The 12,560-nt window shown below is 64.8% G+C and carries 11 protein-coding genes; 7 read left to right on the plus strand and 4 right to left on the minus strand.

The features are described from left to right. Positions 1–222 precede the first annotated feature (222 nt). Together QM588_RS23155 and QM588_RS23160 are read left to right on the plus strand one after the other, a co-directional pair. Complete coding sequence (locus QM588_RS23155; RefSeq protein ID WP_442972968.1) at positions 223–1,668, plus strand: FAD-binding oxidoreductase; 1,446 nt, start codon at positions 223–225, stop codon at positions 1,666–1,668. After that, positions 1,665–2,981 carry a class I SAM-dependent methyltransferase gene (locus QM588_RS23160; protein ID WP_283316879.1) on the plus strand — a complete coding sequence of 439 codons (1,317 nt, stop codon included), beginning with the start codon at positions 1,665–1,667 and terminating at the stop codon, positions 2,979–2,981. Before QM588_RS23155 ends, QM588_RS23160 begins: the two co-directional genes overlap by 4 nt. Before the next feature lie 52 nt (positions 2,982–3,033). Here QM588_RS23160 and QM588_RS23165 read toward each other — a convergent pair whose 3' ends face one another. Both QM588_RS23165 and QM588_RS23170 read right to left on the minus strand, forming a co-directional pair. After that, positions 3,034–3,816 (minus strand): alpha/beta fold hydrolase, encoded by a 783-nt coding sequence (locus QM588_RS23165; RefSeq protein ID WP_283316881.1) that lies wholly within the window; start codon positions 3,814–3,816, stop codon positions 3,034–3,036. Between the two features lie 28 nt (positions 3,817–3,844). Next, positions 3,845–4,777 (minus strand): oxygenase MpaB family protein, encoded by a 933-nt coding sequence (locus QM588_RS23170; protein ID WP_283316882.1) that lies wholly within the window; start codon positions 4,775–4,777, stop codon positions 3,845–3,847. Between the two features lie 23 nt (positions 4,778–4,800). Between QM588_RS23170 and QM588_RS23175 the strand changes: the two genes are divergently transcribed. The 3 genes from QM588_RS23175 to QM588_RS23185 are packed head-to-tail and all read left to right on the plus strand — an operon-like array spanning position 4,801 to position 8,074. Further along, on the plus strand, positions 4,801–5,370 hold the full coding sequence (locus QM588_RS23175; protein WP_283316883.1) for a TetR/AcrR family transcriptional regulator: 570 nt from the start codon (positions 4,801–4,803) through the stop codon (positions 5,368–5,370). A 28-nt stretch (positions 5,371–5,398) separates the two neighbouring features. Next, complete coding sequence (locus QM588_RS23180; protein ID WP_283316884.1) at positions 5,399–5,659, plus strand: acyl-CoA-binding protein; 261 nt, start codon at positions 5,399–5,401, stop codon at positions 5,657–5,659. Positions 5,660–5,707: 48 nt separating this feature from the next. Continuing rightward, positions 5,708–8,074, plus strand: a complete 2,367-nt coding sequence (locus QM588_RS23185) for an FdhF/YdeP family oxidoreductase (RefSeq protein WP_283316886.1) — start codon at positions 5,708–5,710, stop codon at positions 8,072–8,074. Positions 8,075–8,080: 6 nt separating this feature from the next. Here the strand turns inward: QM588_RS23185 and QM588_RS23190 are convergent, their stop codons facing one another. Next, positions 8,081–8,755 (minus strand): GntR family transcriptional regulator, encoded by a 675-nt coding sequence (locus QM588_RS23190; protein ID WP_048316783.1) that lies wholly within the window; start codon positions 8,753–8,755, stop codon positions 8,081–8,083. 102 nt (positions 8,756–8,857) lie between these two features. Between QM588_RS23190 and QM588_RS23195 the strand changes: the two genes are divergently transcribed. Together QM588_RS23195 and QM588_RS23200 are read left to right on the plus strand one after the other, a co-directional pair. Further along, positions 8,858–10,375 carry an aldehyde dehydrogenase family protein gene (locus QM588_RS23195; protein WP_442972969.1) on the plus strand — a complete coding sequence of 506 codons (1,518 nt, stop codon included), beginning with the start codon at positions 8,858–8,860 and terminating at the stop codon, positions 10,373–10,375. Between the two features lie 2 nt (positions 10,376–10,377). Further along, positions 10,378–11,280 (plus strand): oxygenase MpaB family protein, encoded by a 903-nt coding sequence (locus tag QM588_RS23200; protein WP_283316888.1) that lies wholly within the window; start codon positions 10,378–10,380, stop codon positions 11,278–11,280. 17 nt (positions 11,281–11,297) lie between these two features. Here the strand turns inward: QM588_RS23200 and QM588_RS23205 are convergent, their stop codons facing one another. Next, positions 11,298–12,350, minus strand: a complete 1,053-nt coding sequence (locus QM588_RS23205; RefSeq protein WP_283316889.1) for an alpha/beta hydrolase — start codon at positions 12,348–12,350, stop codon at positions 11,298–11,300. Between the last annotated feature and the right edge of the window lie 210 nt (positions 12,351–12,560).

A 12,560-nucleotide genomic window follows, 5' to 3' on the forward strand; every position in this document is an offset into this window, starting at 1 on the left:
CTCCATCCTGCCTCGCGCCGCACTGGATGTCGGCACCGCCGCCGAGGGGGTGTGAGGTGGTTCACATACATTATGTCGTCATCGAAAAACACATGCATGCTGCAACCATTTGTCCGAATAGTTCTGTTTGAGCCGTCCGATTCGACAACAGTTGCGTGAAGTTTCACCGGACCGACGGCAGCTTCGGTGGATACCGAGCAGTACGAGATATAGCGTCTACCCGTGGCTTCAGTGAATGCTCTTCTCGGACGACGGCCGGAACCGAGGGAGAGCGGTTACGCAGAGCATCGGTCGGGTGTCGAGAGGTTGCTTCGCAGCTATCGCGCAATACCGACCGACGCGACGGTGCGTCTGGCCAAGAAGACGTCCAACCTGTTTAGGGCCAGGACGACATCGAAGACGCCGGGACTCGACGTCTCGGGATTGAGCAAGGTCGTCACCGTCGATGCCGCGGCTCGCACGGCCGACGTAGCGGGGATGTGCACGTACGAGGATCTGGTCGACGCGACGCTCCCCTACGGCCTCGTCCCCCTTGTCGTTCCGCAGCTCAAGACGATCACCCTCGGCGGCGCGGTCACCGGACTCGGCATCGAGTCGACGTCGTTCCGCAGCGGGCTTCCGCACGAGTCGGTGCTCGAGATCGACGTCCTCACCGGCAGCGGTGAGATCCTCACGGCGACACCCGGGGGCGAGCACTCGGACCTGTACTGGGGCTTTCCCAACTCGTACGGCACGCTCGGCTATTCGACGCGACTGAAGATCGAACTCGAGCCGGTACTTCCGTTCGTTGCGTTGCGCCACGTGCGATTCCACGATCTGGACACGCTGCAAGCGACGATGGACACCATCGTGGCTCGACGTGAGTACGACGGCATCGAGGTTCAGTACCTGGACGGCGTCGTGTTCAGCGCCGACGAAAGCTACCTCACTCTCGGGGTCCAGACCGACGAGCCCGGCCCCGTCAGCGACTACACCGGTGCCGACATCTTCTACCGCTCGATCCAGCATTCGTCGGACACTCCGAAGACCGATCGTCTCACCATCCACGATTACCTGTGGCGCTGGGACACCGACTGGTTCTGGTGCTCGCGTGCGTTCGGAACCCAGAACCCCCGGATTCGACGCTTCTGGCCGCGCAAGTACCGGCGCAGCAGCTTCTATTGGAAGTTGATCGGCCTCGATCGCAAGTACGACATCGCGGACCGGCTCGAGAAGCGCAAGGGAAATCCGCCGCGCGAACGCGTCGTACAGGACGTCGAGGTTCCGATCGAACACACCGCCGGCTTCGTACGCTGGTTTCTCGACGAGATTCCGATCGAGCCGTTGTGGTTGTGTCCCTTGCGTCTTCGCGAACCGGCCGCCCCCGGAGCCGATCCCTCCAGGCCGTGGCCGCTGTACCCGCTCGAGCCCAAGCGCACTTACGTCAACATCGGCTTCTGGTCGTCGGTGCCGATCGTGCCCGGTCGACCCGAGGGTGCCGCGAACCGTGCCATCGAGAACAAGGTCACCGAGTTCGAGGGGCATAAATCGCTGTACTCGGATGCTTACTACACCGAGGATGAGTTCGCCGTTCTCTACGGCGGCGAGAAATATCGCGAATTGAAGAAGAAATACGATCCCGAATCCCGATTGCTGGATTTGTACTCGAAGGCGGTGCAGCGCAAATGACGACGTTCAAGGACTCCGGCAATCGCACGGTGAACGGACCACAGAAGCTCAAGATCTCCGAGATCCTCGAGCTGATCTCCGACGGCAACATTCCTTTGCGTTTCACCGCGTACGACGGCAGCGTGGCCGGCCCCGAGGATGCCAAGATCGGCCTGAACCTCAAGAGCCCACGCGGAACAACCTATCTCGCAACAGCTCCCGGTGATCTCGGCATGGCCCGCGCTTATGTGTCCGGCGATCTCGAGGCCACCGGTGTTCATCCCGGCGATCCGTACGAACTGCTCGCGCTGATGGGCGACGAGCTCCACTTCCGTCGCCCGTCGGCCATGACCTTGACCTCGATCGCCCGGTCGCTCGGCTGGGACGTGCTGCGTCCCATCGCTCCTCCGCCCCAGGAGGCTATTCCGCGGTGGCGTCGCATCGCCGAGGGTCTGCGGCATTCCAAGACGCGCGATGCCGAAGCGATTCACCACCACTACGACGTGTCCAACAGGTTCTACGAGATGGTCCTCGGTCCCTCGATGACGTACACCTGTGCAGCATTCGATAACGTCGAGCAGTCTCTGGAGGCAGCGCAGGAGAACAAGTATCGGCTGGTGTTCGACAAACTGGGTCTGCAGCCCGGTGATCGCCTGCTCGACATCGGATGCGGCTGGGGTTCGATGGTGCGCTACGCAGCGCGACGCGGCGTCCAGGTCATCGGTGTGACTCTGTCGCAGGAGCAGGCCTCGTGGGCGCAGAAGGCCATCGAAGACGAGGGTCTGTCGGACCTCGCCGAGGTTCGCTTCTCCGACTACCGCGACGTGGCCGAGACGAATTTCGACGCGATCTCGTCGATCGGGCTGACCGAGCACATCGGCGTCGGCAACTACCCGGCGTACTTCACGTTCATTCAGTCCAAGCTGCGCGACGGTGGTCGACTGCTCAACCACTCGATCACCCGACCCGACAACCGCGCGCACGCCAAGGCAGGCAGCTTCATCGACCGGTACGTCTTTCCCGACGGGGAGCTCACCGGATCGGGTCGCATCATCACCGAGATCCAGGACGTCGGCCTCGAGGTCCGGCACGAGGAGAACCTGCGCGAGCACTACGCGCTGACCCTCGCCGGCTGGTGCCAGAACCTGGTCGACAATTGGGATGCGTGCGTCGCCGAGGCCGGCGAGGGCACCGCCCGTGTCTGGGGCCTGTACATGGCCGGGTCCCGGCTGGGATTCGAGCGCAATGTCGTTCAGCTGCACCAGGTTCTGGCCGTGAAACTGGGACCGAAGGGTCAGGCCGACGTACCTCTGCGTCCGTGGTGGAACGGCTGACCCTTGTGAGTGGAACTTCGTAGCAGGCTACGAGGTTCCGCTCACATGGGTTTTATCTCCGGGTCGCCCGCAGGATGACTCGGGCGGTTTCGGTCGGCTGGTCCCAGTGCGGGAAGTGTCCGCACTTGTCGAACCAGTGCAGGGTGGCGTCGGGGAAACGCTGCATTGCCACCTCTGCCTGGCTGGGCGTCGTCACCTTGTCCTGACGGCCCCAGCCGATGAGCAGCGACCCCTGCAGGGAACCTTTCTGGGCACCCTGTTGCTTCGGCCCGTGGATCAGCGCCGTGCGAGCGGCATCGAGCGAGGGTGAAGTCTTGGCGGAGAAGCCCTTCAGCTCCCGTTCGACCAGTCCGCTCGGCAATTTCCACGGCGCGGCCGAGAATTGCGCCAGCGCTGCGGTTCTGGTGATCGGGTTCCCGGCCAGGAAGGGCACCAGCGGTTGCGCCCGCTTCATCAACGCCAGCGATGCCGTGATGGTCGCCCCGAACACCTTGACCTGGCGGTCGTTCCAGAAGCCGCCCGGATCGAGGGCCACCATCGACCCACGGTGACCCCGACGGGCCAGTTCGACGACCATCCGTGCGCCCATGGAGCTGCCGACGAGGTCGGCGTCGGACAATCCCTCGTTGTCGAGGTACGCGCGCAGGGCGTCGGTCAACGACGCGATGGACACGTCGGCCAACGGCGGTGTTTGTCCGAACCCGGGGAGATCGAGGGCGACGACCTCGCGGTGCTCCGCGAGGGCCGGGACGATCGGATCCCAATTGCGGTGCGAGGACCCGAGCCCGTGGACGAGGACCAGCGGCGACCCGCTGCCAGTTCTGACGTTGTACATACCCGCGTCGTACCCGGAGACCGGAAACCTACACTTTCGGGCTGTAGTGCGACGGGTGCGAGCGACGCTGTACCGGCGGCAGATTGCGGGTGGGCGTGTGCACCGGAGGAGCCGTTGCCGGCCTCCGGCCCGCGACGCGATCCCATCCGGCTCGGGCGCGCGGATGGAGTCGGCGACGACGCGGCACCAGCCCGAACGCCAGGTTCACCGCCCTGCCGAACACCGCGAACCGTCGCGCGTCCCGCTCCGACCAGGTGTACCCCAGTAGCTCCCGGACGGGCGGGTCGTAGAGCCCGACGGTGATCCAGATGAACAACGATGCCACCGGTCTGCGCAGCACGGCCCACACACGTTCCGGCAGCCAGGAGGCGTACGGAGGTGGTCCGAGCGCGGACAAATCCAGTACTCCACGTGCGGCCATGTTGTCTTCCAGCACGTGTGTGCACATGTGCTCCCAGTACTTCTGGAATTCGCCCCAGGTCTCGGGCACCGATCGCATGCTCATGCCGTAGAGCCGGTACCACTGCACGTGCTCGTCGAACAATTGCACTTTCTGCGTTTCGGTCAGTCCGCCCATGAAGCAGTCGGCGGTGAGCACCGTGCCCATGAAGAACGTCGCGTGTGCCCAGTAGAAAGTGTCGGGATCGAGGGCGTGGTACGTGCGCCCTTTCGAGTCGAGTCCCTTGATGTCCTTGTGGTAGCCGCGCACCTGGTGGGCTGTCTCCTCGGCGCGGTCGCCGTCGAACACCACTCCCCCGATCGGATACAGGGAGCGGTAGAGCCGCTGCCATCGCTCGTCGAAGAACGTCGAATGCTGTTCGACGCCCGCTCCGAGGCCCGGGTGCATGTTCTGCATCGACCCCGCCCACACGCCCTGCAACATCCCGCGCCAGTCACCGAAGTACTTCCAGGTGAGCGAGTCGGGACCGAGTGGGACGGGTCGATCGAACTGACTACGCATGTTGTCAAAGTAGCCTCGACAACATGCGTAGTCAACAGATGGAAGAGCGCAGATCCAAGCGATACGACGCGCTGCTCGACGCCGGGATCGAACTCCTCGGCGCGCAGGAGGGACCCGCGGTCAACGTCCGCGCCGTCTGCCGCGCCGCCGGACTCACCGAGCGCTACTTCTACGAGAGCTTCACCGATCGCGACACGTTCGTTCGCGCGGTCTACGCCTGGGTAGGGGCCCGGGCGCAGAAAGCCTTGGAGAACGCTGTTGCCGGAGCATCGTCACAGGACGCCGTGGCCGCGCCCGTCCGGGCGTTCGTCGAAATCGTCGTCGACGAGCCTCGGATGGGACGAGTGCTGTTGATCGCTCCGTTGGCCGAACCGGCGCTGAGCCGTCGCGGACTCGACCTGTTGCCCGGGTTCGTCGAACTGGTTCGTTCACGGCTACCCGAATCCGCCGACCGGCAACTCGTGGCAGTCGGAACCGTCGGCGCGTTGACGGCCCTGTTCATCGGTTTTCTGGACGGCACCCTCGACGCCACTCGCGACGCTCTCGTCGCGCACTGTATTCGCATCCTCGAGCAGGCCGCCGTGCGAGGATGACGGCACCTACAGCCGAAGGAGCTCGTTCATGTCCGATCTCGACCAGTCGTTCGCCGATGCGCAGGTTGACGTCAAGAAGCTCACGACCAAGCCGAGCAACGACGATCTGCTGCGCCTGTACTCGCTCTTCAAGCAAGGTTCGATCGGGGACGTGACGGGTAAGCGGCCCGGACGGCTGGACATGGTGAACCGCGCAAAGTTCGATGCCTGGGCGAAGCTCGAAGGCACGAGCCAGGATTCGGCGAAACAGCAGTACGTGGATTTGGTGACCGCACTCCTCGCCGGCTGAGCCTACGGCTATGGTCGAGGGCGGGGGTAACGCAACGAAGGGACCCGCATGAGACGCACCGACAGCGACGTCGACGAGGCCGAGCTCGATATCGAGAAGCCGAAGACCCATGCGGCAGGTGCCACCGCCGTCGCGGTGTCGATGAAGCGCGCGCTGGGACACATGGGTCCCAAGCGCACCGCGCAGACGCTCCTCAAGCTGAACCAGGCCGAGGGCTTCGACTGCATGAGCTGCGCGTGGCCCGATCCCGATCCGGGTCATCGGCACGCCGCCGAGTTCTGCGAGAACGGTGCGAAGGCCGTCGCCGAGGAGGCGACGACGACGCGAGCCACTCCGGAGTTCTTCGCGCAGCACAGCATTGCCGAGCTCGATGCGCACACCGAACACTGGCTGGGTCAGCAGGGCCGCATCACGCATCCGATGATCAAGCTCCCCGGCGGCAGCCACTACGAGCCCATCGAATGGGACGATGCGTTCCGTCTGATCGGCGACGAGCTGAAGAGCTTGGCCAGCCCGGACGAGGCCATCTTCTACACCTCGGGTCGCGCGTCCAACGAGTCCGCGTTCACGTACCAGTTGTTCGCTCGGTCGTTCGGCACCAACAACATGCCCGACTGCTCCAACATGTGTCACGAGTCGACGTCCATCGCTCTGCAGGAATCCATCGGCATCGGCAAGGCCAGCGTCACCCTCGACGACGTGCACACTGCCGAACTGATCATTCTGGCCGGTCAGAATCCCGGCACCAATCACCCCCGAATGCTGTCGGCCCTCGAGCTGGCGAAGCAGAACGGCGCAAAGATTCTGTCCATCAACCCCCTTCGCGAAGCGGGTCTGCTGAACTTCAAGAACCCGCAGACCCCGCGCGGCATGGTCGGTCCCGGTACCGACCTGTCGGATCTGCACCTGTCGATCAAGATCAACGGCGACCTCGCACTGTTCCAGGCGATCGGCTCGCTGCTGGTGAAGTGGGATGCACTCGATCACGAGTTCCTCGACAACTACACCGTCGGCTTCGACGCGTGGAAAGCACACGTTGCCGAGGTCGACTGGGATCTCGTCACCGAGGTCACCGGATTGTCGGTAGCGCAGATCACCGAGGCCGCCGAGATGCTGCGCGACTCCAAGGCCACCGTCTTCTGCTGGGCGATGGGCCTGACGCAACACCGCAACGCCGTCGCCACCATCAAGGAAGTCACCAATCTCGCGTTCGCGCAAGGGAACATCGGGAGATCCGGTGCCGGATTGCTTCCCGTCCGTGGCCACTCGAACGTGCAGGGAGACCGAACGATGGGCATCTGGGAGCGCCCTCCGGTGGCCTTCCTCGACGCCATGGCGGCAGAGTTCGACTTCGAGCCGCCCCGTGAGCACGGCTTGGACACCGTCGACTCGATCCGCGCCATGCGCGACGGCAAGGCCCATTTCTTCCTCGGCCTCGGCGGCAACTTCGTACAGGCGACGCCCGACAGCGACGTCACGTTCGAGGCGCTGCGCAAGATGCGCATGACCGTGCAGATCTCTACGAAGATCAACCGTTCGCATCTCGTGTGCGGCGAGACGGCTCTCATTCTGCCGACCCTCGGACGCACCGAGAAGGACGTGCAAGCCAGTGGTGAGCAATGGATTTCGGTGGAGGACTCCACCTGCTCGGTGCACTCGTCACGAGGACCGCTGAAGCCCGCGAGCCCGTACCTGCGCTCGGAGGTCGCGATCGTCAGCGGAATCGCCGAGGCGACACTCGGCGACCGATACGGTCTCGACTGGAAGGGTTTCCGCGACGACTACCGCAACATCCGTACGCACATCTCGCGCGTCGTCGCCGGTTGCGAAGGGTACGAGGTCAATGTTCGACGCCCCGGCGGCTTCGTCCTACCGCATCCCCCTCGCGACAGCAGGACGTTCGAAACCAAGAGCGGCAAGGGCGAATTCGCCGTCTCGCCGATCGACGTGCTGCAGGTTCCGCCCGGCCATCTGATTCTGCAGACGCTGCGCAGCCACGATCAGTTCAACACGACGATCTACGGCCTCAGCGATCGCTACCGCGGAATCGAGAACGGCCGACGCGTCATCTTCGTGCACCGAGAAGACATCTCGACGCTCGGCTTCCGCGACGGCGACATGGTCGATCTCGTCACCAAGTGGGACGACGACGACGTGGAACGGTGCGCGCCGTCGTTCCGCATCGTCGAGTACGACACCCCGCGTGGGTCGGCTGCTGCGTACTACCCCGAGACCAATCCGCTGATTCCGTTGGATTCTACTGCGCTGCAGAGCAACTGCCCCACCTCGAAGTCGGTGATCATCTCGATGGTTCCGGCGGGAACAGGAGCGCAGGGCACGTCGAACGGTCACCAGGACAACGAGGGTTCGGACGAGGGGCACAAGTCGCACCCCCAGCCGCATCACCTGAGCTGAGCGAACTCAGCTGAACGATCGAACCAGGGTCGCTGCGTCGGTGAACTGATGTCGCATCAGTTCACCGGCGGCCCGGTGATCGGCTCGACGCATCGCCTCGATCAATTCCTCGTGGCCGCGTACCGCCCGTCGTCCCCAGTCGGTGTCGGACGCGTGCAGATGCGTCGGGGTGTACTTGACGGCACCGAGCAGAAACCACGCCAACGTGGTGCCGCCTGCGATCTTGTTGATGGCGCGGTGAAACTCGAACTCGCACCGTTCGACGGCATCGGCGTCGGCGCGTGTCACGGCGTCGCGTAGATCGTCGTTGAGGGTGGTCAACTGCTGGAGATGCTCCGCCGTCACCCGGCGGGATGCGCGCTCGGCCAGGGCCGCGGCGATCGTGCCCTGCAACCAGAAGATGTCGTCGATGTCCTGCTGTGTCAGTTCGACGACGCGATAGCCCCGATGCGGGACCGATTCGAGCAGCCCTTCGCCGCGCAACGACACCAGCGCCTCGCGTACCGGGGTGGCACTGACTCCCAACTCGGCTGCGGTCTCGTCGATGCGGACGAACGTCCCCGGCTTCAGCGCACCGGCGACGATCCTTCGGCGGATGCTCACGGCGACGTCCTCGGACAACTGCGGTCGTCGCAGAATCGGCTGTTTCGACGACGCCGTGCGCGTGAGATCGAGGCTCATTCCACATCTCCTGCACAGCGGGGCGGCGGGGGTTGTTGCAACGGTGACGGACGCATAGTGTGTCCTGGACAACATTGAATCACATCAAATATATGTGATGCGATCTGCTGGAGGATAGAGCCCGTGACGGACCAGATCGAACGAACGAACGAGAGCACCTTCGAAAGCCTCGATCCCAGAACGGGTCTCGCACTCGCCACATACCCGATCGCCGACGCCGCCGAGGTCGAGATCGCCGTGGCCCGCGCCCGCTCGGCCGCCCGGTGGTGGGACGCGCAGGGATTCGAGGGCCGCAAGCGGTGGCTCCTGGAATTCAAGACCGCGATCGCCCGCGACGCCGCGAGCCTCGCCGCCGTCATCGCCGCGGAAACCGGCAAGCCGGACGAGGACTCCCTGCTGGAAGTCATGTTGGGCGTCGAACACATCGATTGGGCGGCGCGCCACGCCGGCAAGACACTGAAACAGCGCAAGGTCGGATCGGGTCTGCTCGCCATCAATCAGAAGGCCTACGTCAGCTACCGCCCGTTCGGCGTCGTCGGCGTCATCGGGCCGTGGAACTACCCGCTCTACACCCCGATGGGGTCGATCGCATACGCCCTCGCCGCAGGCAATACCGTCGTCTTCAAGCCCAGCGAGCTGACCCCGGGTGTCGGGGTGTGGTTGGCCGAGAAGTGGCAGTCGCTCGCGGCTCCCCACCCGGTGTTCCAGACGATCACCGGCGACGGTTCCACCGGCACTGCCCTGGTCGAAGCCGGCGTCGACAAGATCGCGTTCACCGGCTCGACCGCGACGGCCAAGAAAGTCATGGCCACGTGCGCGAAGTCGCTGACGCCTCTGATCGCCGAGTGCGGCGGTAAGGACGCCATGCTCGTCGACGCCGACGCCGATATCTCTGCAGCCGTGGAATTCGCGACGTTCGGCGCGATGGGCAATGCCGGGCAGACCTGCGCCGGAGTCGAACGCATCTACGTCGCCGCCCCGGTGTACGACCGATTCGTCGCCGAATTCACCACTGCGGTCAAGGCATTGAAGCCCGGCGGATCGAAGACCTCGTCCTACGGCCCGATGACGCTGTCCAAGCAGAGCGACATCGTCCGCGGCCAGATCGAGGATGCGTTGGCCAAGGGCGGCACGGCATTGGTGGGCGGGCTCGACTCGTTGCACGGGCCGTACATCGACCCCGTCGTCCTCACCGACGTTCCCGAGGACTCGACCGCCATCACCGAGGAGACGTTCGGGCCCACCGTCGTCGTCAACAAGGTTCGCGATCTGGACGAGGCCATCGCCCGTGCCAACGCGTCCACCTACGGACTCGGGGCATCGGTGTTCACCAAGGACACCACGGTCGGGCGACGCGCCGCCGAGAAGCTCGATTGTGGTGTCGTGACGGTGAATTCGGTGCTGGGCTTCGCCGGCGTCCCGGCGCTGCCGTTCGGCGGAACGGGCGACTCGGGCTTCGGGCGCATCCACGGCGACGACGGTCTTCGCGAATTCAGCACCGTCAAATCACTGACCGTGCAGGGCTTCGCGGCACCGATCGATCTGCTGACGATGAAGCGCAAAGCCCGGAACATGAAGCTCTCGGTGCTGGCGCTCAAACTCCGCCACGGACGAGGCTGACCATGGACATCGCGCCGGGTCGGGGTCGATACGGATGGTTGCGCCGCGTCGAGGAACTCGACCCGGTCCGCGACTGTCACACCATTCACCGGATCACCGCGGGGTACGAGTTCCCCTGGGACTACCAACGCGCGCTCGAATTCGCCTTGTTCCGAACCTATTGCGTGCCGACGATCTCCGCTCTGCTGGCCCGGACCGGCGAGTTCGAGAAGCGACCGCAGAAGCGGTACGACGACACCTCGCTGCTGATGTCGGAAATGGTCGAACACGGATACGACTCCGAACGAGGTCGCGAGTCGCTGCGGACGGTCAATCGGATGCACGCGCAGTACGACATCTCCAACGACGACATGCTGTACGTGCTCACGACGTTCATCTACGAGCCCATCGAATGGATCGACACCTACGGGTGGCGTCGCCTGCATCCTCACGAGCGGCTCGCGACCTTCCACTTCTACAGCGAGGTGGGTAAACGCATGGGCATCAAGGACATTCCAGAGTCGTACACCGAGTTCGCACAGTTCAAGCTCGATTACGAAGAGCGAACGTTCCACTTCAGCGAGGACAACCGTCGCATCGGCACCTACACACTCGATCTCTACTGCTCGTGGTTTCCCGCCGCGCTCACCCCGGCCGTCCGGCAGGGCGTGTTCGCGTTGCTCGACGCTCGGATGGCGAACGCATTCGGCTTCCCCGCCGGCTCACCCACGCTGGAACGGGCCGCGGTGCGGGCGCTGCGGACCAAGGCCCGCGTGGAGCGTTTCCTGCCCACGAGAAAACACTCACGCACGACAGCCGACGCAGGCAACAAGACCTACCCCGGCTATCCCGTCGGGTACAGCCCGCGAGATCTGGGCACCCAGTCCGCGTCACCGACTCGCGGTTGCCCGGTACCTACGGCGTAGCTGCGAAACTCGACGGGTCAGAGTCCGTCCACCCACCGGCCGAACGCGTCGCGAAACTCCCCCGAGAGCGGCAGCGGTGCCAAGGCGGTGTTCGGATCCGCGGGCAGCGGGCCGAGCTCACCCAGCATGTGCGAGCTGTTGGCGAAGTGCGCGAAGTGGAGGTCGGTGTGGCCCAGGGCTGCTCGCACGTTCTCGACCTGGCCGCAGGAGACGTTCAGATCCTTGTCCGAGCAGGTCAGGAACGAGGAGTACGAGTCCGGTAGTGCGGCAGCCAGATTCGCCGGGTCCGTGGCATCCGCTTCGCGCAGGAAGGTGGCGCTCTGCCGCAGTCCGAGACCGTCGACGATCGGGTCGGGCTCGGCGGACAGCGGTCGTCCCGCGCGAATATCGGCGACGGCCTGGGCGAAGCGATCTCGCGACGACGCGGCCTGCTCCTCGGTGAACTGGCCGACCGCCACAGCCTCGCCGATGTTGCGATCGACCTGCGCGGTCAGCAGGTCGAGGTAGCGGATGGACAACGGCTCGAGCAGGCCGACATGGGTGAACGCCGCGCTGTCGGCATCGGCCAGGCGCAATGCCGTCAGTGCGCCCTCGCTGTGCCCGATCACCGTCGTGCGATCCGCCCCGACTCCGGTGCGCTGCTGCAGGAACGCCAGTGCGTCGGCCGCATTGTCGACCTGCGCATCGAAGCCCGGAGGATTGTTCGGATCCATCCCGGCCAGTCCGGTGCGGCCACTACCGAGCTTGTCGAACCGCAGGCTCGCAATACCGCGTCGGGACAGCTCGTCGGCAACGTATGCAGTCGTGTTCAGGTGCAGATCACCCGAGTTCCCGTTGCGATCGGTCGGCCCGCTGCCCGGCAGAACCAAGGCCACGCCGCGGGTGTCGCCGACCGGGATGCGGAGGCTGCCGTAGAAGGTGACGCCGCCGGACTCGAAGCTGACCTCGGAGTCGAGCGCGTCGTCGGGTGACCACGGAACGTTGATCGGAGCAGCGGCCGCGGTGCCCGCGCCGACGAGCAGGAGCATCGACGCGGCCAGTCCGGCCAGCAGTCCTCGGGTACGCATCATGCCGTCAGAATAACAATCCGACCGACCGTTCGGATGCGGCGTCAATGGCCGTAGCTCCCGCGGCACGAGGCTCGCGTCGCCCATCGAAAAACGCACGCGACCGCTCCCGACCGAGCCGGCTCGAGGCGTCGAACACCCAGCACACACCGGCTCCGGAAGGCCGAAGTGCTGGTCGGGGCACACCCCGAATCGGATAGGACGTAGCCTGGC

This window comes from Rhodococcus sp. IEGM 1354, assembly GCF_030056855.1.
Taxonomy (GTDB): Bacteria; Actinomycetota; Actinomycetes; order Mycobacteriales; family Mycobacteriaceae; genus Rhodococcoides.